The organism is Bradyrhizobium sp. 4 (assembly GCF_023100905.1).
Taxonomy (GTDB): domain Bacteria; phylum Pseudomonadota; class Alphaproteobacteria; order Rhizobiales; family Xanthobacteraceae; genus Bradyrhizobium.
On record NZ_CP064686.1, the window covers coordinates 2,787,228 to 2,810,083 of the forward strand.

Annotated in this window: 5 protein-coding genes; 3 read left to right on the forward strand and 2 right to left on the reverse strand. The window is 64.7% G+C overall.

Going from position 1 to position 22,856, the window contains the following annotated elements:
- Positions 1-15: 15 nt before the first annotated feature.
- Positions 16-1,584 carry a hypothetical protein gene (locus IVB45_RS12790; protein WP_247359767.1) on the forward strand — a complete coding sequence of 523 codons (1,569 nt, stop codon included), beginning with the start codon at positions 16-18 and terminating at the stop codon, positions 1,582-1,584.
- Positions 1,585-1,665: 81 nt separating this feature from the next.
- Here the strand turns inward: IVB45_RS12790 and IVB45_RS12795 are convergent, their stop codons facing one another.
- Together IVB45_RS12795 and IVB45_RS12800 are read right to left on the reverse strand one after the other, a co-directional pair.
- Positions 1,666-4,359: a hybrid sensor histidine kinase/response regulator gene (locus tag IVB45_RS12795; protein WP_247359766.1), complete on the reverse strand. Its 2,694-nt coding sequence runs from the start codon at positions 4,357-4,359 to the stop codon at positions 1,666-1,668.
- Positions 4,356-5,387 (reverse strand): ABC transporter substrate-binding protein, encoded by a 1,032-nt coding sequence (locus IVB45_RS12800; protein WP_247359765.1) that lies wholly within the window; start codon positions 5,385-5,387, stop codon positions 4,356-4,358. Before IVB45_RS12800 ends, IVB45_RS12795 begins: the two co-directional genes overlap by 4 nt.
- Before the next feature lie 293 nt (positions 5,388-5,680).
- Here IVB45_RS12800 and IVB45_RS12805 point away from each other — a divergent pair, with 293 nt between their 5' ends.
- Together IVB45_RS12805 and IVB45_RS12810 are read left to right on the forward strand one after the other, a co-directional pair.
- The gene (locus IVB45_RS12805) at positions 5,681-6,451 is read left to right on the forward strand and encodes a hypothetical protein (protein ID WP_247359764.1); all 771 of its coding nucleotides are present in this window, start codon (positions 5,681-5,683) and stop codon (positions 6,449-6,451) included.
- Positions 6,452-6,519: 68 nt separating this feature from the next.
- Positions 6,520-22,845: a leukotoxin LktA family filamentous adhesin gene (locus IVB45_RS12810; protein WP_247359763.1), complete on the forward strand. Its 16,326-nt coding sequence runs from the start codon at positions 6,520-6,522 to the stop codon at positions 22,843-22,845.
- The last annotated feature ends 11 nt before the right edge of the window (positions 22,846-22,856 follow it).

Consider the following 22,856-nt stretch of genomic DNA (forward strand, 5'->3'; position numbering starts at 1 on the left):
TTTTGGAGGCACGCTATGATCGATCAGTTTTTCACAACAATCCACCTCGACGCCGCGCACCTTGTGGCGGGAGTGTTGACGGCCTTTTACGCCGGTCATCGTTTTGCCACGCCCAGGACGCTCAGGTCAGAGACGACCCGCTTTCAATATTACAGCAGCTACGTGACGTATATCATATCGTGCATCGGGCTTCTGATGTTCTTGAGCTGGACCCTTGCCCACAAGCCGGAATTGCTTGGTCTCCTGTACTCGCCAAGCCCCATTCCTGAAGGATTGAAGAGCCTTGATGCGCCACTTGTGGCCGCGCTTATCCTAACGACGTTGCTGCCATCGGTTCCTGTTCTGCGGGATATTGACGGTGCCATGCTGCGTTTTTTTCACCGTATGGGCGCGATCCCGCTTGGAGCTGTTCGCTGGGCGCAGCGGATCAACATGACGCAGCTTACGATTTCTGAAAGATTGGTCGCAGACACCAAGTTTTATATCGCCAACAGCACGCTTCTGCCTGACTCTCTGGCCGCGCAGCTGCAGGCCGATTTCACGTTGGATAGCGTGCGCTTTCGGTTTACACGATGTCTGGCGCTCTACGTTGCCTTGAGCAATCTGCCCGGTTGGACTGCTTATTCCGCCGACTTTCCCGAAGAGCGAGCTACCTTCGAGAAGAAGATGAGCAGCTTCTTCGCTCAGTCCGTGGCGTTTTTCACTCTCACAAGTCAGATCGCTCAGCGTCAGCTTGAGCCAGCGGCGGAGCCGGTTGACCAGTTTCGTTCTTATGCACTCGAAGCCTACGAGGACATTCGGTTGATGCTTGCCAGAGTGCTCCTGTACAGTTGCAATAGCGACAGCGAAGTCGCTCACCAGTTTGCAAGGATTGGCTTTTCCATACAACGGCCGTCTCTGATCCGCCTGCCGTTAAATCTGCTGAGCTTGGACTTCGCCGGGGTCGTTGCGCTGTTCGTCATAGTGACGATTTCCCTGGCCGGCGGCGATTTGGGCAGGGCATTAGGCATTGGGATGCTTGTGGCGGTCAATCAGTCAATCGCGGCGGTGTGTGCCCTCGCACCGAAGCAGTTGTGGAACTTTGCCGATTATCGTTGCGTCAGGGAAAGGCCTACTCTGTCTTATCTGATCTCCGGCGCATGTACCCTCACGATAACGCTGCCCATTTCGTTTTGCTTCTATCTGCTCCGGGCGCATTTTCCAGTCGATGCCGTTCATCCGGTCCTGCCGTTCGTGGCCCAGGCCAAATGGCTACTGCTCCCCACCGTGCTTTCAATAGCATTGGCTTTTGCGTGTGACGATACAATCGAAGCGGATCACGAACCGTGGTGGCTCAGGTGGGCGGAGAGCGCCGGGCTGGCCGTACTCATGGGCTTTTCGGGCTTTCTCGTGATGCACTGGTTGAGCGTGAACCAGCCGACAGTACAGCACCTGCTGTTGATACCGTGCCTGCTCAGCGCCTCAATCGGTGCGCTCTTTGGCGTCACGATTCCGTACTGGTATCGAAAAACCATGAGAGGGGGAGAGTTGGAGGCGACAAAGCCGGTGCAGTCGGGTGCGGAAAAGGTCGCGCCGGCAGTCTGATGCAAGGCGCCTGCCTTGATCTGGACTGGTAAGGCTCCGCCAGATTTTTCTTCGGGCCCAAAATGAAGAACTCGAGCGCATCTAGCTGATCGTACGCTGCTTCGCCGGCCGGAGCAGATCGTCCAGCGCGCTCATCGAGGCCTCTCGAAGCACGGCGAGCTCGCGGGCGGCGCTCTGGGATTCGGGAGAGGACATCGAGGCTGCTGCCAGCTCGACCTCACGGCAAAATTCAAACAGGCGGACCAGGCCGAGCGCGCTCGCGCCGCTGCCGAGCTGGTGTGCGGATCGCGCGAGCTGCGCGGGATCGCCAATCACTGCTGCCTTGGCGATGTCCTCGATCAGTTTTTCGCTCGTCTCTTCCAGCAGGTCGTGGAGTTTTGCGATCTGCGCCGCGCCCAGCAGCTCCTTCTGGTCATCGAGGAAATGCCGGTCGATCAAAGCGCCTGCCGCGAGCTGCGGCGCGGCGGGCTGGTTCTGCGCATCGTCCTCGATCGCCTCGCGCAGCGCATTGATCAGGATCGGCTTGCTGACGATCCTGGCAATGCCTGCCCCCGCGAGCCGCTCGCGGGCGCGGCGCGACATGTCGGCGGTTACCGCGATGATGCGCGGCATGGTCGGCAGACCGAGCGTTCGGATCCGCGATGCCGCCTCGACGCCGTCCATGTCGGGCATGTGCAGATCCATCAGGATGATGTCGAATGCCTGATCGCGCGCGTGAGCGATGGCCGACGCGCCGTTCGTGGCGATGGTGGCGTGGTAGCCGAGCCTCTTCAACATCGCTTCGCCGACCTCGCAATTGACGGGGTCGTCGTCGACCAGCAGCACGCGAAGCTGCCGCGATGGCGGCTGAACCGCCCCTTGCGCGATGTCGTTCGCGGCGAGGCCAAGCGGTACCTCAAGCATGAACGAGCTGCCCGTACCCGGCGTGCTCGCCACCGTCAACTCGCCGCGCATCAGGCGGGTGAGGCGCCGCGCGATCGCGAGGCCCAGGCCGGTGCCGCCAAACCGCCGCGCGATGCTGTCGTCGGCCTGGACGAAATCCTCGAAGATCCGCTCGTGCATGTCGGGCGCGATGCCGATGCCGGTATCGCGAACGGTGATGCGCAGCAGCACATGATCGTCATGTGCCTCGGCGGCCGCGCTCAAGCCGATGCCGCCGCGCGGCGTGAACTTGATCGCATTGCCGATCAGATTGAGCAGAATGCGATTGAGCCGAACCGGGTCGCCGTGCGCGGAGGTATTGACCGTCGCATCGCAGGCGAGATCGAAGGAGAGACCCTTGTGAGAGGCCTGCGGACGCATCAGATCGGCCGCCGTTTCGACGAGCTGGTCGAGGCGGAAATCGCGGGTCTCCAGAGTCTCGGCGCTGGCCTCCAGGCGCGCATATTCGAGGATGCCGTCGACCAGCGCGATCAACGTTTCGCCCGACGCGGCCGCGGTCGTGAGGTGGCGCCGCTGCGCTTCGCCGAGGCTGCCGTCGTCGAGCAGTTGCAGCACCCCCATGACGCCGTTCAGCGGCGTGCGCAGCTCGTGGCTGACGACCGCGAGAAAGCGCGATTTGGTCTCGTTGGCCGCGACCGCCGCGCTGCGTGCGCGCTCGGCGGCATCGTGCTCGGCAAGGGCCTGGTCGCGAGTCTTTTCCAGTTCGGAGGTGCGCTCGATCACCTTGCGCTCGAGCGTCGCATAGGATTCGCGCAAGTGAGCGGCCATCCGGTTGAACTGATCGCCGAGCGCCTCCAGCTCGTCGCCGGTCTTGATCGCGAGCCGCAGGCCGAGGTCGCCGCTGCCGATCCGCCGCGCGCCCTGCGTCAGGATCTGGATCGGCACGGTCATGCGCCGGCTCAGAAAGAGAGAGACCAGCACCGCACATGCCAGCAGGATGACCAGGAGAAAAGTCGAGCGTCCGATCGACGCATAGATCGGCGCATAGGCCTCGGTGAGCGGCAGCTCGACGAACACCAACCAGCCCAGCGAGGGGACCGTCGCATAGGTCGAGAGCACGCGTTGACCGGACAGATCCTCCTTGACCAGGCCGCCGGAGGGCGGCCCGACGCCATCGAGCGCGGCGCGGACGTCGGCATGGCCGGAGAGATCGCTGCGGCGCAGTGCCGGCCACAAATCGGGATGCGCGATCAGCAACCCCATCCGATCGACCACATAGGCCTTGCCGGTGTTGCCCACCCTGATCCCGGCGACGAGGTCCCAGATGAAGCGAAGATTGACTTCGGCGACAATCACATCGGGCGTCAGGCCGGTTCCGCGCGTGGCGAGCGTCATGAACGGTTCGGTGTCTCCGAGGAAATAGACCGGCCCGTAATAGGCGCGGCTTTCATTGGCGCCGCGGAAGGCATGCGAAGCAGAGAGGTCGGCCTTGCTGCCGATCCTGTCCGCGACACGGCGCGACACGCGCACCTGCTCGCGGCCTTGGGCGTCGAGCTCGGCGATTTCCGCGATCGCCGGCGAGAGGCGCAGGAGGCGGATGGCGTTCAGCCGCTGGTCCTCGTTCGTGGACAGCTCCGGCGGCAGGCGCGAGAGCCATCTGATCTGGTTTTCGATCTGACCAATGAACTGGCCGATCTGGATGGCGGCGCTTGCTGCCTGCTCGCGCTGGGTCGCCGCGAGTAGCTGTTTCTGCTCGCGATAGGAGAACCAGACGTCGAAGCCGGTGTTGATGGCGAGCGCGGCGAAAGCGAGCGCGACGATCGAGTAGAGATATTTGCGGAACAGCCGGCCGGGAGGTGGCCGCGAATCTCCCTGGTCGATCGTCTCGTTCACTCGCGGATCTCGTCGGCGCGCGCGAGCAGCGTGAATGGTATGGTCAAATCCAGCGTGCGGGCGACCGTGCGGTTGATCAGGAGTTCGTATTTCCGCGGCGATTGCACCGGCAGATCGCCGGCCTTGGTGCCGCGCAGGATGAGATCGACATAGTCAGCCGAGCGCACTTCGAGCGTCGGCCCGTAGCTCATCAGGCCGCCCGCATCCATGAAATAATAGAACGGGTAAATCGTGGGCACGCGATATTTGGCCGCCGCGGCCACCGCAGCCTGTCGGTGGACCACCAGGAAGCTGTCGACCAGCGCAATCATCGCCGCCTTGGGCGGTTCGGAGAAGGGCCTGACGGCTTCGTCGATCTCGGTTGGCGCGCTGACGGGGGCGGGGACCACGGACACGCCGGCCAGTGCTGCCTCTTGCTCGATGGAATCGAGGAAGAAGCGGCCGCCGCGAGGCGTGGTCGCCGGGTTGTACAGAATACCGACGCGCGCAAGATCCGGCACCGCCTCGCGAATGAGCTGAAGCCATTTGCCGCCCATCTCGGCGCTGCTGTTGGTGAAGCCGGTCACGTTGCCGCCGGGATGGGCGAGGCTTTCGACGAAGCCGTTGCCGACGGGATCGTTGGCGGTCGCGAACACGATCGGGATGGTTTTGGTGGCCGCCAGGACTGCTGCGGTTTCGACCGTCGAGCCGGTCAGGATCACATCCGGCTTGAGCGCCAGCAATTCCTGGACCGCGGTTTTCAGTCTGTCCGGCGCGCCGAAGGTCGAACGGAGTTCGAGGCGGAAATTGACGCCTTCGACCCAGCCTCGCTGCCTCAAGCCCACGATGAGGCCGCCCAGGCGGGAGGTCGGGCTGTCGATCATGCTCCTTCTGGTCAGTTCGTCGTCGAGCGGCAACGCCGTCAGCGATGCCACGATCCGCACGCGATCAGATGTTGCGCCCAGCGCCAGCCATCCTGCGGCGGTTGTGCTCGCAAGGCGAATGAACCCGCGGCGATCGACCGCGAGCGCGGAAGGCCGTTCGGTCATGAAAGTCTTTGCATGATGCTTTGCCCCAAGCCGATGCTTAGCGCGAACGGCCGGCATCCACAATTGATGAAAAATTGCGTTTGTGACTGCTCATTCGCAGCGTTTGGCAGCCCGATACCGTATTCCTACGCCGCCAAAGAGTCGCTGTTCGAACCTTGCCTCCTCCGTGACACCTTGTAACGCACTGCGGCGTTGCAACATTTTCCGTCTCGGTCGTGATGACGGTTCGGGGAGGCTGATTTCGTAGCTGCTGATTTTTGAAGCGTTGTTTCAAATTTTTTCGAAGGTTTTCGATGCGCAAAATCTATCTCGTTCCGGCCCTCATTGGCCTGCTCACCTCTGTTGCAGCGGGACCCCTTGCGGCCCAGGGCGCCGTACCGAAGCAGAAAGCTGCGCCGGCCCCGAGAGCCGCCGGTGCCGCTCCCGCAGCAGCCGGTACGCCGGTCGCTGCCGGCGCGACGTCGGCAGCCGCCGCCGAGACATCGGCCCCGGACGACAAGTCCAAGGCGATCGACTCCAAGGCGATCGAGGGCTTCCGCTCCGCCAAGTTCGGGATGAACGAGGCCGACGTGCGCGCGGCGATAGCCAAGGATTTCGGCGCGAAGCCCGACGCCGTCAGGGCGCAGGACAATGCATCCGAGCTGACGCACAGCCTGCTCTATTCGGCGCCCGAGCTGCTGCCGAACGGCGGCACCGCGGAGCTCTCCTACGTGTTCGGCTACAAGTCGAAGTCTCTGATCCAGGTCGGCGCGGTCTGGTCGAAGGGCACCGACGCGGCGATCACGCCGGAGAAGCTGTTCTCCAACGCCAACATCCTGCGCGCCCATTTCCTCAGCGAGGGCTTCAAGCCCGACTCCATCGCGGTCAACATGCCCGTCAACGGCGGCATCGTGATGTTCCGCGGCAGCGACGCCAAGGACCGCTCGGTCATTTTGCTTCTCCAGGGCACGTTCGAGAACAAGGACAACAACCAGCGAGTGCTGACGCCGACCAGCCTGCTGCTGTTCTACGTGGCCGATGCCAAGAGCCCCGACATATTCAAGCTGCCGCCCGGCCAGTTCTGATGCCGCGCGCCACGACATTCTCCCACCCGGTTGTGGATCGGCCCCAGTGCCGATGAAGAGGATCTGAAATGCGCCGACCATCTGCAAGGCGAGACAATGACGAGCTGACGCTGCGGGGGCTCGCGCGTTTCCGCTCGATGTCACTGCTCTGCGCGATGCAGATGGTCTTCCTGCCGGTGTTCAGCGTTCGCCTGCAGGCGCAGCCGGCGAACGTGATCACGCCGGACGGCCGCACCGGGACCAGCCTTCAGACGTCTGGCAGCGTGACCACCGTCACGACGTCGACCGTCTCCGGCACCAGTGCCTTCAACTCGTTCTCGCAGTTCAGCGTCGGGCAGGGCAACACGGTCAATCTGCAATTGCCGACCGGCACGCAAAATCTCGTCAACATCGTTCGCGACGCACCGGTCTACGTCAACGGCACGCTGAACTCCTACATGAATGGCGCGATCGGCGGTAACGTCTATTTCGCCGATCCCAAGGGCTTCGTGGTCGGCCGCAGCGGCACGGTCAATGTCGGCAGCCTCAACGTCTCGACGCCGACGCGCGAGTTCACCGACAGCCTGATCGGCGCGCAGGGGCAGATCAACGGATCGGCCGTCGCCAATCTGATGGCGGGCTCGTTCCCGGTCTCGCCGGACGGCAACATCCGGATCTACGGCCGGGTCAATGCCATCGATGGCGTGCGCCTGACCGGGCAGAACGTCCTTGTCGGTGGCGCCAGCCAGCGCGACATTGCCAATCTCGATCACGCCGCAAAGTTTGCGGCCTCGGTCAATTCCAAGGGGCTGCGGAGCGCTGCCGCGATTTCCGTGCGCAACGGCTCCATTCACATCGGCGCCGTCAACAGCGCCAGCGTCAACGGACGGCTGACCGCGCGCAGCAGGACCACGACGCCGAGCAATATCACGGTCGTGGCCGGCAACCAGGCCGAACTCGGCAAGAATGCGCGCTTGAGCACGGCGAGCAGGACCGCGGATGCCGGCGGCGTCCTCGTCAACGCCGGCAACGACGTGACCGTGAAGAGCGGCGCGAAGATCAATGCCAGCTCGAAAACCGGCAATGCGGGCCTGGTCGAGCTGAGCGGAAACGGCATCATCGACGTGGGCAGCGGCGTTACCATCAACCTCGCCGCGCCGAATGGCCGGGCCGGCACGCTGCTGATCGACCCGACCGATGTGGTGATCGGCGACGCCAGCCAGGGCGACGTCGGCGTAACCCTTGGAAACACGTCCGTCGCCAACGCCATCGCGGCGCTCAGCGCTGGTGGCACCTATCTGGTTCAGGCCGACAATTCGGTCACACTGGCCGCGCATGCGGTGATCGATGCCCGCAACCTCGACGCCACCAAGACTCATTCCGTCGGCAACGCCATCAATGTCGAGATCGACGCGCCGACCATCAGCATCGTCAATGGAGCGAAGATTCTCGCCCAGGCGATCAATGTTGGTGGAACGAACTACGCCAGCGGCAGTGTCACGTTGACCGCGACGGCGACTGATACCAAGCTCTCGGGCCAGGCCACCGCGACCACAGGAATCACGATCGACGGCCAGATCACCGGCGGCGACATCTCGATTGGTGCGACCTCGACGGCGACATCGAGCTTCACCAGCTCGGTGCCCGGCCTCTTCACGCTGGTCGGCACCACGCTTGCAGCCTCGCTGCTCGGCCTCAACGGCGGCTATGTGGCCGCGAGCGCCACGGCGACGGTCAACATCAACAGCCACGCCAACATCAACGGCATCGGCAACGTCGACATCAAGTCGGACGGTTCGGAAACGGCGCAGGATCCGGCGCTGGCGAGCACCTTGCTCGGCGGCTCGCCGATCGGGGCCGCCGCCGTCGTCGGCAAGCTCGACGGCAATGTCACCACCAACGTGGCCTCCGGCGCCACGATCAGCGCGGGCGGCAACCTCAACATCCACGCCATCAACGACGCCACGCTGAACGTGACTGCGGTCGCGGCGACGTCCAGCGCGCAGTTCGTGGCCACCGTTGCCTATTCCACCGGCTCGGTCTCGACCACCGCCAATGTCGCGACCGGCGCGAACCTTTCCGTCGGCAACGTGATTGCATCCGGCAACGCGCTGACGGTGCGTGCGATCAACAACAACTCGTTCGCGACCAGTGCCACCGCGGTCGCGCTGAGCACACCGAATGCGAGCGGCGGCATAGGCGGGGCGCTCGCCATCAGCGACGTCACGACGTCGGCCACCGCAAAGCTCGGCGCGTCCCTGGGCACCAGCACGTCGTCCCGGATGAACGGCTCCGTGATGGTCGAGGCGACGTCGAACACCACGAGCAACTCGACCATGGCCTCGACCATCGTCGGTACGCCGGCCGTGATCGGCGCGATCCAGGATTTCATGGTCTCCACGGCCAGCCCGGGTTCGATCATCGCCCAGCATATGATCCCGCTGATGCCGGTGAATTTCAATTTGAAGGCCGCCGCCGCGCTGTCGCTGGCCAACAGCACCGAAAACGCCACCGCGTCGATCGGCCAGAATCCGAGCGGCGGCGCACCGAACCTCTATGTCAGTGGCAACGTCGCCGTCGTCAGCACCCTCGTCGACCGCGGCGTGCGCAGCAACGCCACGGCTTCCGCGATCGCCTCGGACCCGACGAGCGGCGAGGGGGTCGCGATCAGCGCCGCGGTCGCATGGGGCAATTTCAATCACAATTCGAACGCCTATGTCGGCGGCGGTACCGTGATCAATGCGGCCAACATCGCCGTCGACGCCAGCACCTGGATGCCGATCACCAATACCTGGCTGAAGTGGGACGGATTGACCGAGGTTCTCAGCCACCTCAACGGCAATCTCGGCGTCGGCGGCAACATCCTGACCAGCTATGCCAACGCCACGGCCGACGCGGGCGATACCGCCGCCGTGGCCGGCTCGGTGAACCATTTCGTCGTGAACAACGATACGACGGCGTGGGTGGCCAGCAGCGCCAGCCTGACCGCGACATGCACGGCGGCTTGCGGCAGCAGCTGGTCCGCGACGGCGAACAACGGCGACGTCCACACTTACGACGCCAGCATCCAGATCGCGGCGACGACGACGACGGCGTCGATCGACGCCGCCGGCAATGTCGGTACACTCGGCTTCCTGCCCGGCAACACCTCCGGCGGCTCCTCGGTGGGCGGATCGCTCAATTTCGTCCAGTTCAACACCAGCACGATCGCCGGCGTTTCGGAGAGTGCATCGCTGCGGGCGGCGGACGATATCGCCGTCAACGCGATCACCTCGGATCAGTTCGTCGCGGTCGCGCCGTCGTCCGGAAAGGCCGGCGGCGCGCTGGCTCTGAACGGCATCACCTCGCTCGGCTTCCTCAACAACACGACGCACGCCGCGATCTCCAGCCAGGCCAGCGTCTTTTCTCCGACGCTCAACGTCCTGGCGCAGCAGGATCTCTCGGTCGTGACGATCGCAGGCGCGGTCAATGTCGGCGGCGGTTCGGCGGTTGGATTGTCCGTTGCCTATCTGGGCGCGAATATGGATACGTCCGCCTATATCGGCGACAACCACTCCGACATCCGGCCCGGTCCGTTCAGCAGCAACGATCCGTTTGCCGGCAACGGCGGCGGAAGCGGCTCGGTCAACGCCGACAACCTTACGATCAGCGCCACCACCTCTGGCCGGATCACGTCCGCGGCCGTCGCGGCTTCGATTAGCGAACCGTCATTGTCCAGCTTCGCCGACAAGGCGAACGCCGCCGGTGCCGCCGCGACCGGCGGGCCGGCCGGGATCGCGCTGGCTGCAAACAAGATCAGCTCGGGCTCGGGATCGAGCACGAGCGGCTTCACCATGGACCTTGCGGGCAGCTCGTCCGTAAGCGACGTCTCGCTCGGGACCAGTGCTTATATAAAGAATACGTCGGTCAACAAATTCACCACGGCGACCGCGGTGAACACGAATACGATCGTGCAGGCGCTCAACGACACGATTCTGAGCAACGGCTCCGGCTCCGCCGCGGCCAACATGTCGGGCGGGTCGTCTCAGGGAGCCGCGATCGGCGCCGCCATCGCGGCTGCGATGTCCAACAATGCCACGCTCGCCTATATCTCCGGCACCACGATGCAGAACCAGATGTCTGTGACGGTGCAGGCGCTCAATGGCGGGTCGGAAACCGTCGTCGCCCTCGGCGTGGCCGGCGGAACGTCAGCCAATGCGCTCGCTCTGTCGGGATCTGTCGGCATCGTCACGGACAGTGCCAATGCCTATATCGAGAACTCGACGATCACGGGCTTCGCGACGGGGACCAACCGCGCGATCGAGGTCGATGCCTATCAGACCACGAACATCGCGATCGGCGGCGGTTCGCTCTATCTGTCGGGCGGCAAGGCCGGTGTCGGCATCGCGCTGACCTATGCGTCGATTGCCGATCCCTCGGGCGGTAATGCCACCGACGCGCATATCCGCAATACGTCGATCTCGAACTATGACAGCCTGCTGGTGCTGGCTGACAGCGCCAGCGTGATTGCGGCGGGCGCGGCCTCGGGCGGGGCAGGGAGCAACGCCAACGGACTTGCCGGGGCAATCGTCGTCGACGAGATTACGCCCACGACGACGGCGTATATCAGCAGCAGCGCGACGGTGAACATCAATGTCGGGCGCGTGACGGTGCTGGCGGACAGTGGCGCTGTGTCGGACCTCGATACGGCGCTCGGAAATCTGGTCAAGAAGTCGAACAGCGGTCATCTCGCATCTGACACGTGCACGGCCGCCGCCGGAAACGGCACGGCGAATTGCATAGATTTCAGCGCGGCGGCGCTCAACGGCGGCGCGGGTAACGGTCCGGGCGCCGGCATCGTCTCCGTTGCGGGCACCATCCAGGCAGGCAAGAACAATGTCGGCGCTTCGATGGTGTATGACACCATCGCGACGACGCATTCGGCCTATATCGCCAACGTCCGGATGTCGGCCCTCGGCACAGTCAGCGTGAATGCGGTCGACACCACGAAGATCCAGTCGGTCACGATCGGATTCGGTCTGGCGAGCGGCCAGTTTGCCGGCGTTGGCGGCATGACGATCAGCTCGATCGCCAATACTGTTTCGGCGGCTATCGGCAACAACCAGTCCGACACGACGCAATCGACCGTGACGGCCTCCAACATCTCCGTCACCGCGACCGAGAATTCCAGCATCACAGGAGCCGCCGCCGTCGCTGGCGGCTCGACGCAAGGCAGCGCCGCGGGCCTGGCGCTCGTCTACAGCAGCATTGCCAACAATGTCAGCGCCGGTGTCACCGGTTCCAAGCTGACCGCCTCGGGCAATGTCGCCGTCAACGCGAACTCGAACGCCAGCATCTCGACGGTTGCCGTGGGTATTGCGATTTCTTCGCAGATCGGCCTTGCCGGCTCGGTCGCCACCAATCTGATGGGAACCAACGTCACCGCCAGCATTGCCGGCGGGGCCGACGTCACCGCGAACAACAACGTTGCCGTGCTTGCCGGAAATAATGACAAAGCGGGCGTTTTCGCCGGCGCCGTGTCCATCAGCAAGGGCGCGGCCGGCGGCGCGGGCTCGATGGTCACGAACAAGATCACCGGCACCACCGCGGCCTATATCAGCGGGACGACGACCAAAGTGGATGCGCGCGGAACCAGCACGAGCGACGTGCTTTCGGTCAACAGCGGCACGCTCGCGCACGCGATCGATCTCGGTGGCTTCAGCGCGCCCACCGACACCACGCCCGATCTGAGCGAGACTCAGGAGAGTGTGCGCGGCCTCGCCGTCGTCGCCAGCTCGCACCAGGCCGTTGTCACCAACGTCGCCACCCTGTCCGCGGGCTCGGGCATCTCCATCATGATCAATCCGATCACCAATGTGATGAGCGGATCCACCAAGGCCTATATCGACGGCGCGGCGATCGACACGCGGCTGGCAAGTTCGACGCTGGACCCGCAGATCGACGTGGCCGCCAGCAGCTTCTCCTATTCGGGCGCGTTCGGCGCCGGCGTGGTGCCGCCAACCGGGAGCGGGGGCGGCGGCGCGACCATTCTCAGCACGACGATGTCGCGTGACACCGAAGCGTACATCACCAATGCGACCGTTGGTGGCGTGCAGTCGACGAGCGCAACAGTGGGCGCCGTCACCGTGAAAGCCAATGCCGAGCAGGACGCGTCATCGATCGCGGTCGGTTTCGGCACCGGCTCGGTCGGGCTGAACGTCTTCGTCGCGACTACCGAGGCCTATGTCGACGGCGGCTCCCTCACGGCGTCGTCGCTCACGGTCAACGCCTACGACGCCACAGGTATCGCGTCGGCGAACGGCTCGGGCGCGTATGGCAGCCAGGCCGCGATCGGCGCGGCGTTCCTGGTTCAGGTCTCGGCGAACCGGACGGAGGCCTATGTCGGCGACGAGTTCCACTACCACGGCAACGGCGCGGCGCACACCACCGCGGTCAATCTGAGCGGTGCGCTCGACGTCCAGGCAACGACGAAAAACCGCTTCCAGGCTTATTCGATCGGCGGGGCGCTTTCGACCGGCACGGCGGCGATCGCCGGCATGGCCAATATCGAGATCGCCAACAACACCACCATCGCGGGCGTTTACGACACCACGCTGCAGTCCCCCACGGGCGGCGCGGCTGGCGCGGTCACCATCAACGCCACCGAGGACGTTGCCATCAAGGAGATCGCCGGCGCGCTCTCGATTGCAGCCAGCGGATCCGGCGTCGGTGTCGGTGCAGCGGCGAACGTCATCGTCTTCAAGAGCCAGACCATTGCGGAAAGCCGCAACAGCAACCTCAATTCGTCCGGCGCGATCAATGTCGGCGCGCTCAGCACCAAGGAAGTGCTGTCCTACGCGGTCACCGCGGGTATCGGCGGCAGCGTCGGCATCGGAGCGACCGTCGGCGTCATCATCATCGGCACCAACACCGCCGATCCGGATACGCAGGGCGAGCAGACCGGCCAGCTCAACCAGGGCAACAACGGCACCCTCGCGTCGGTGAACGCGGGCACCAATTCCTCGCACGGCAGCGACGCGGTCGCGAGCGGCACCTCGGGCAATCCGGGCAACGCCAACGCAACCTCGACCTACGACGTCAGCACCGTTTTGACGGGCGGCAATGACGGCGTCACCGCCCAGATCGCGGGCGGCAACGTCACCGGCACGCAGGTCAACGTCGCCGCCACCAGCGCCAACGCGACCAAGATGTTCCTGCTCGGCGCCGGCTTTGCCAAGAATGTCGGGATCGGTGCCGGCATCGGCTACACCAGCGTCAACAGCAGCGTGCTCGCCAATCTGAGCGCGATCGTCGCGGCGCCTTCCGTGACGGTCGCCGCCCGGGTCAAGGACGCCGACACCGGACCTTATTCGGGCAAGACCGTCGACAGCGAGGCGATCGCCGGCGGTGCAGCGCTCTACTTCGGCGCGGACGCGGCCGTCGCTGTCGGCAACGTCGCCAACACCGTGACAGCCCAGCTCGGCGGCTCCGTCACCGGCACGGGCGGCACCGGCGTCGCCGTCATGGCGATGGACAGCTCGACGCAGAGCGTGACCGCGGGCGGCGGCACCGGCGGCCTTGCGGCCATCGGGGTATCGATCGCCACCACGGGACGATCCAGTTCGGTCGCGGCAAAGGTGCTGTCGAACGCGACGGTGAACAGCTCGACCCTTGCGGTTGGCGCAGGCGAGGCCGGCGCAATGTCGGCGTCCGCGACCGCGGTCGCGGGGGGCATCGTCGCCGGTGACGGCGCAGTCGCGACGGCAAAGGAAAATTCGACTGTTCTGGCCGAGATCGGTTCCAGCGCATCGATCACCACCTCCGCGACCGGCGTCGGCACGCTGGTCTCGGCATCGCTCACCCCCAATCTTTCGAGCAAGGCGATTGGCGTCGCGGTCGGCGGCGGCGCCATCGGCGTGTCCGTCGCGGAATCGATGGTGACGGCCACCGTCACGGCCGATGTCGGCGACAACACCACCTTCTCGGGCGGTGCGCTCGCCGTGACCGCGATGGCGCTGGTTCCGACGAGCGGCACGACGACCTACGCCTGGTCGCTCGCTGGCGGCGGTGGCTCGCTGATCGGCGCACAGGGCAGCTACGCCAGGGCGTCCGAGAACGCGACGGTGAGCGCGTATGGCGGCACCGGGATAACGCTCCCCAACGCCGACGTGGTCATCACGGCCCAGAACGACAGCAGCCAATACGCCCAGGCGACCGGCCTTTCGACCGGCTTCCTGGCAGTGGGTGCGACGGTCGCCCAGACGTCGTCGAGCGCGCACACTTACGCTTATCTGGGCGCCCCCGACGATATGGACGCGACCCATCTGAATCACGCCGACTACACCGGCATCCTCCAGATCACGGCGACCGGCAAGGACATCAACGTCTCCAACGCGACGGTTGGCGCGGGTGGCACTTATGCCGGCGCTGCCGCGGTCGCAACGACCAGCTCGACCGCGGTGACCAATGCGCGGTTCGACGGCGGCGCAACGGATGACACGCTGTTCTTCGGCGGCCTCAACATCCAGGCCAAGCACACCACGAACTATGCCGCCAGCGGCGATGCGTACCAGGCGTCCACGGCCGGCGTCTCCGGAGGCAGCGCGCAGAACGACGTCAACGCGACCACCACCGTCGACATTGGACCTCATCTGATCATCAACTCGGCGGGCGGCGACATGGTCGTCATCGCCAACGACATCGTCAACCAGGCCGGTGGCGGCGCGCGGTCGGGCTCCGGTGGCGTGTTCGCGGGTGCTGCGGCACTGAGCAACACGCATGTCACCCAGACCGTCACCACCAATATCGGCGCCGGGACGGTGCTGAGCCTCAACGGCGATCCCCGGACATCGGCGGCGGTGATCAACATCGAGGCCTACAACACGCTCAATACCAACGACACGGCGAGCCTGGCCACAGCCGCCTTCTTCGCCGGCGGCGGCGCCGAATCCAACATGACGGCGAACGCCACGCTCGCGGTCAACATCAATGCCCGCGAACTCTTCAGCGCCGGCAAGATCTATATCGGCACGGCTGCGAAGATGGCGGCGTCCAACAACGCCAATGCCAGTCTCTATGGCGCGATCGCCGGCGTCGGCGCCAGCACCAACAGCTGGGTTCACGCCAACCAGGCCGTCAACGTCGGCAACAACGCCAAGGTCGAGGCCTGGGGCCAGATCAACATCTTTGCCGGCATGTCGGGCGATACCATCATCTTCAGCAGCGTGCAGGCTACCGCGACGACGGTCGTCTACAACAACACCGCCATTCCGATCTCCACGCTTTACCGCGGCACGGCCAATGCCGACGACACCACGAGCCTGACGCTCGCCAACACCTCGAGCGTGCTCGGCGTCCAGAACATTTCCCTGGGAGCGACCCAGGGACAGGTCACCGCCTCCGGCAACGGCAGCAACTACAATCCCTATCTGGACATCTTCAGCGCCAAGAACAGCGACAACCACAGCCATACCAGCGGAACCGGCGACGTCGCACTCAATGGCCTGGTGGTAGCGGGCATCAACAACGATATCACCATTACGATCGACGTTGGTGCGGGCGCACCGACCGCGAGCACGACGAGTCCTTACTCGTCACTGCTGTCCGGCGGTTCGTCGACACCCACCCTCGAATATGTCGCCGACGTCGATCACTTCAACCCGATGATGAGCTGGAACCACCAGGTGGTCCAGTACACCATCGTCGGCGGCTTCAATCCCTACCAGAGCGTCGTCAACCAGCTCGCCACGCTGACCGGCCTGACCGAGACGCAGATCCGCTCGCAGCTCGCGGCGGCGACGCCCGCGGCGCCCGCCACGATGTCGCCGTCCGGCACCGATCCGACCGGCGACTTCCAGCGCCAGATCAACGCGCTGATCCAGCAGGCGCCGTATACCTCCGACGCCGCCGGCAATGCCTTCGCGTTCGACGATATGCTGGTGTCCGCCGGCAACGTCTCGATCCTGGCGCAGAAGCTGACCGGAAACAGCGGCACGAACCCCGCAGCGCCGGCGGTCATCGCGCGCAGCTCGCCGATGATCAAGATCGAGAACAGGGGCCTCGACTTCATGGACCTGGCCAACCTCACGGTCACCAATATCACCGGAGGAAACATCACCTACCGCCAGATCGACCATGTCGACCCGGATTCGCACTCCAATGTGACCTTCACGGCCACGCCGAGCGCGACGCCGATCATCGACATCTCGGCCACCTACAACCGCCTGGATCCCTCCAGCGGACTCGGCGTCGACCAGAACGGCAACCAGCTGACCCGCACGCCCGACATCTATTTCGACGGCGTCGTCAACAACGAGAACGGCCTGCTCAAGATCACCAACAATCTCGGCAGCATCGTCGCGTCGCAGTCGCTCAACGCCGCGACTGTCCAGATGGTGGCGCCCAACGGCTCGTTCGTCTTCCTCGGCGGCATCGGCAGCTTCTACACCTCCAACCACGATGTTCTCTCGCAATGGTCGGGTGTCGAATTCAAGCCGGGTGATAATGACACGCTGACGGCGGTGATGGCGGCGGCGACCTATCTCGGCGCCTATGGCGATTACGCGAACAGCCCGCATATCGGCGCGGGCGGCGGTCACCCGTATTCCTACTATTGCTGCGTCGACGGCAATAACGGCGTTCAGCAAACGGCGAGCAACAGCACCATCTTCACCGCGCGCATGCTGGATCTGTATTACGACGGCCTGTCGCTCTATTCGGCGATCTTCCTGCCGATGGGCCAGGGTGCGCCCGGCGCCGGTAACCCGAACGTCGGCGGCGTGCCTAACGCTGCTACGCTCGCGATCATGGAGGGCCCGACGGCTCAGACCATCTCCACCGCGCCGTGGGAGCGAAATACCTATACCGGGCAAGGCGTCTACAGCAACTCGACCTACGATTACACCACGATCTCGACAGACGCACAGGGCAACACCACCACCACCAACCACACGGCTACGTATTACTCGCCATTCAATTGCGCGGGGTGCTCTGCCTACTTCCAGGTCGTCAATATCCAGCCCGACGTGATCACGCCGAAGACCGCGTCTTCGAACTCAGCCGCGAACTCGAGCACGGGGACCAACCCGCCGGCTAACGCGCCCTTCATCTTCGGCAAGGCGATCATCATCTCGGCGGGGGTCATCAACATTAACGGCACCATCCAGAGCGGCACGAGCAGCGATTACTCGGTCGATATCGGCGGCTCCACGTTGACCGCCATCAACGACCTCAAGAGCCGCAATGCGGGCGCGGACTTTGCCCAGGCTCAGGTCAACGCCCGGAACGGCAGCTATTACGACATCACGGCCTCCGCGACGACGGAGGCTGCCGGCGACATCAAGATCGGGGTGAAGTACAACGCTCTCACCGACCAGATCCTCGTGAACGGCGTGGTGCAGGGCTCGGGCGGCTACGTCTATCTGAACGGCAAGATCATCTCGACCTCGACCCAGGACGGTGTCTCCCAAGGCACGATCGCGGTCAAAGGCGGCGCCGGCTCGATCACGGTCAACAACACGACCGGTCTGCAACTCGTCACCAACACCATCAATACCGGCGTGAGCGCGCCGAGCGTGATCGAGATCGTCGATCAGCTCAAGCAGCAGACGACGTGGTACGTCTACAATCCTTCCGCCGCGGGCGGCCAGCAGGTGTCGACGTATCAAACGAGCGGGGTCAATGCGAGCCACTATACCGACACGATGCTGACCGGCCTCAGCGGCACGGCAGGCATCCAGTACGCGACCAAGGCAAACATGTTCTACCAGTGGGTCGATACGGCTACGCTGGATCGTCCGACCAGCTCGACGCAGTTCGACTACGGATGGCACTATACGCCCAACTCGGCCACCGGGCAGAACTGGACCCGCACCATCAGCCTGGTTTCGGACGTGCAGCAGGCCCAGGGCGGCGGCGGCAGCACTGGCCCACAGACCTCGAACTTCCAGGAAGTCGTCACCGCAACCGGTTCCTATCACACCGGTGGCGGCAACACCCATCCCGAGAAGTGCTGCGGCACGGACAACCAATACAATTGGTACCAGAATATCTATGATCACCTGACCTTGACGCTGACCAATACGGTCAAGGCGTCGAACCCGATCAACATCTCGTTCAGCGGCGGCGGCAACAGCACGGTTCTGGTCACGTCCAACTCCGGCATCGTCGTCAACGGTCCGATCAACAACCTCTCGGGCACGACGACGGTCAGCGCCACCGGGGCCAATTCGGCCATCACCAGCGGCACGAACGCGAACAACCCGATGATATCGGGCCGGAGCGTCATTCTCTCGGCGGATGGCGGCATCGGCACGATCGGCGCGAACGGTGTTCCCGTCCAGGTGCAGGTCTATGGCGGCAGCCTGACGGCCAGTTCGATCGACCACGACATCGCGATCGCGGCCGTCGGCTCGCTTTCGATCAACCAGGTGAAGGTGAATTCGGCAGGAAGCACGCCGCAGGGCAGCGTCTTTATCTCGGCGACCGGCGACATCAACTCGGCCTCGCCCTACGACGTCGCCAACCCCGTCGTGATCGGCAAGAACGTCGAGATCAACTCCACCGCCGGCGCGATCGGCGCGACGAGCGCCGTCATCAACGGCGCGAGCACCCTGACCAATATCAATCCGCTGGTGATCCAGGCGACGGGCACGACGCAGGCCGGCGGCACCGTCGACGGCGGGGTTCTCGACAGCGCATCGGCGACCGGCACCTACATCGTGCAGTCCAAGGGCGACCTGCGTCTCGGCACGGTCCAGTCGAGCGGCGGCCCGGTGTTCCTCGAGGCGGCCGGCTCCGACGGCAACCAGGCCAGCATCCTGAACGGAAGGGCGGCGGTTGGTCTCACCCAGGCGCAGAGCCAGCATCTCCAGGACGTCTGGACCAGCCTCGACCTGCTCAGCGGCAACGCCGCCACCAACGCCGTCAACAGCTACCAGTCGATGGTGACGTCGGCCTATAACGACTACTTCCAGCTCAAGAACCTCGCCTTCGCGAGCGGCAGCACCTACAACCCGACTTCGGTGGGATTGACGGTGCTGCGGGCGCAGGTGGCGGCCAAGCTCGGCATCGATCCCGCAAACGTCTCGACGACGGACATGAAGGTAGAGGCCACGACGCGGTTCCTGAGGGACCAGTTCCTGCTCGGCAAGATCACGACCGACGAGCTCAAGACGTCACTGACGACATTGCTCGGCACGGCACCGGCAGATCCGCTGGGGACCGTGTTCGGCAGCTCGTTGTCGTCGACGCTGTTCACGAAGCTGTTCGACGGCGTAACGACAGCCAATCAGCGCCTACCGAGCAATACGGCGCTGCAAACGGCGCTGAACACTTACAATGCGAACTACGCCTATGCGCTCGCGTCGACCGAGCGGGTCTACGGCATCATCACCGCGGGCGCGCAGTGGACGCAGAGCCAGCTCGCCTACACCGTCTCGTCGTCGGCCGTCGGCGCGGCGCCGCCGCCGATCGACGAGAACGTCGTGGCCAATGTCAGCGCCAACCAGATCATGCTCTACGCGCCGCACGGCTCGGTCGGCAATTCGGCAGCGCCTCAGACGTTCACATTCACCAGCGTCGATTCCTCCTCGCTGACGCCGGCGCAGAGGGGATTGCTCGCGACGGCCGGTCCGGGTCAGCTCACCGTCGGCGCGGTCACGGATCCGACCACCCACGTCGTGACCTATACGGTCAGCCTGTCGCAGCAGAACCTCGTCGTCGTCGACAACCCGATCGCGATCTCGGCCAAGGCGCTGACCAACATCTATCTCGGCAGCAAGAACAGCCTCACGCTCGGCGGCATCACCGCGAATTACGGCCCGATCGCGGCGGCGCAGGCCAACGGCATCGAGGTGACCGGCCGCGGCGATGTCAAGCTCGACGCCGTGACCAGCATCACCGCCGCCGCCGGCGTGACCGGTACGCCCGTGATCTCCGGCGATATCGGCAATCTGACTCTGATCGCCGAGCACGGCAATGTCGGTGCCCCCGGCGCTGCCGGAAGCAATCCCGCGACCAACGCGAACGCGATCCAGATCGCCTTTGCCGACCCGGCCAACGACCAGCTCGACCAGGTCTCGTCGGCGCAGGGCATCTATGTGAAGCAGACCACCGGCGATCTCATCCTCGGCAACATCGCCGCCGGCAATGCAATCCAGCTCGCGGCGACCGGCAGCATTTACGCCGAGTCCGGTTTCACGGATCGTACCGCGATCCATATTCTCGGCACCGATCTCGATCTGCGCGCCGGCGGCAGCATCGGCTTCAACGGCTCGACCTTCCAGCCGGTGCAGGTGAATATCTCCGGCGCCGTGACCGGCTCGGCGCTCGGCGATCTCAGCATCCTCGCGGTCACCGGCGACCTCGTGGTCGGCACCAGCGGCGGCTATGGGACGCTGACATCCGGCGGCGCACTGACGCTGAACGTTGCGCGCGGCGCGCTCACCATCAATGCCGACCTCGCCAGCGGCGGCCTGATGCAGCTCCTCGCCAACCGTGGCATGACCTTCGCGGCCGGCACCGGCACGGCGCCGGTGGTTGCGACCAGCAGCTCCGGCGGGGTGACGCTGGTGGCCGCGACGCTGTCGATGGGAGCTTACTCCGCCATCAACGCGGCCGGCGTGATCTCCGTGACCACCACCGGCGACGCGACCATCGGCCAGCTGAATTCGTCGCTGTCCTATGCGGCGGCCTCGAACGCGCCTTCGATCATCGTCACCGCTGGCGGCGTTGCCTCGCTCGGAGCGATCATCGACAATGGCGACGGCCAGACCAAATTCGTCGCGGCCGGCTCGGGCGCCGAAGTTTCGCTGAGCGCGTCCAACGGCATCGGCAACGCGGCGAGCCGGTTCATCCTCAGTGCCGCGCGGCTGTCGGCAAGCACGAGTGCCGGCGACATCTATCTGAAGTCTCTGACCGACACCGAGGCGAGCCTGCTCTCGGCGGTCAAGGGCAGTGTGGACATCCTCGGCACCGGCGGCCTGACGCTCGACCAGGTGCTGGCAGGTACGGATGCAGGCGCGAGCGGCACCTTCAGCGCCGTCGCGAACAACGGCAGCATCGTCATCGGCACCGCCGACAGCAGCGGCTCGCAGACGGTCCACGCCACCCAGAACGTGACGTTCAAGTCGCTCGCGGCCACCGGCTACAGCGGCGACGTCGGCAACATCAATGTCACGGCCGACAACGGCTTCATCCTGGCGCAGACGGTGATGTCGGGCGGCGTGCCGACGCTGGGCTCGGTCTCGGCCAACGGCTCGGCAAGGCTGATCGCGGCGGGCACCAACACCGGTCATAACCTCACGGCCGCGACCGGCACCGCGGTCCTGAGCGGCACCGTGGTTCATTGGGATAATCTCACGGCCGGCGGCACACTCGACGTCACCGCGACCGCCGGGGGGATTACCGTTGGCACCGCCATCAGCGGCGGCACACAGACCTTGCACGCCGTCGACGACATCGTCTTCAGCCAGCTCACCACGACAGGCATCCCGGGCGACGCCGGCGACCTCAACGTCAAGTCCGACACCGGCTCGCTCCGTGGCGGATCGATCTCGGCCAGCGGGGATACGCATTTCGATGTGGCCGGATCGGTCTCGCTCGACCGGGTCAGCGGCAATGTGATCAAGCTGACTTCGTCGGGCGACCTGACCATCGATTGGGTCAGCGTGGTCAGGGAACTCGATCTCGCCGCCGATACCATCAACGTCAAGGGCGAGCAGGTCCGCTCGAACCCGTCGGTTCCGCTGATCATGAACATCACCGGCCATAACGGCGGCGTCGCGACTTCGGCCAATATCTCGATCGATCCGGACAGCATCATCATCAACCAGTTCAAGGTGGTGGACGCGAACTTCTGGACTGATGCGCACGCGGTCGCGATCCTGAACGGCTATGTGCCGGGTCAGCTGATGCTGACCACGGCAACCCAGCAGGTGCTGCTCAACAACCGTACGCCGGCGCCGTCCAACTGGCCGTCGCTCCAACTCTACCAGCCGGATGGCGTGTTCACGATGAGCCAGGTCGGGAATGCCAATGTCAGCAACGCCTATGTGGTGTTCTACACCGGCGACGTCTCGGCCACCGTTAGCAACTATGGGCCGACCCACACCTGCTGCTACGACTTCACCGGCGCCAGCATGGTGCGCAACATCCCGGTCGACGGCGAGGGCAGCGAGAACATCGAGACCTGGCTCGCGAAGAAGGACGGGGGGACGTTCTACCTGCTCGGTCTCTCCGGCAAGGCGCGGCTTGATGCGCTGCTGACGCCGCAGCCGGTCGAGACCATCGGCTCTGGTCCCGCCGTCAACGTCGAGGGACTGAGCGACATGCGCAAGCTGCGCCGGCAGGGTCAGCGCGTGGGACGCGCCGGCTGGAAAGACGCGGCGATTGAGGCGACGAAGCCGGCCATTGGCCGTCTCGCACAGGCATGGTAACGGGATTCGGG

Excerpts from the sequence above, each read along its gene's own strand:
- IVB45_RS12790 (WP_247359767.1), top strand. The coding sequence starts at position 16 with ATGATCGATCAGTTTTTCACAACAATCCACCTCGACGCCGCGCACCTT.
- IVB45_RS12800 (WP_247359765.1), bottom strand. The coding sequence starts at position 5,387 with ATGACCGAACGGCCTTCCGCGCTCGCGGTCGATCGCCGCGGGTTCATT.
- IVB45_RS12805 (WP_247359764.1), top strand. The coding sequence starts at position 5,681 with ATGCGCAAAATCTATCTCGTTCCGGCCCTCATTGGCCTGCTCACCTCT.
- IVB45_RS12810 (WP_247359763.1), top strand. The coding sequence starts at position 6,520 with ATGCGCCGACCATCTGCAAGGCGAGACAATGACGAGCTGACGCTGCGG.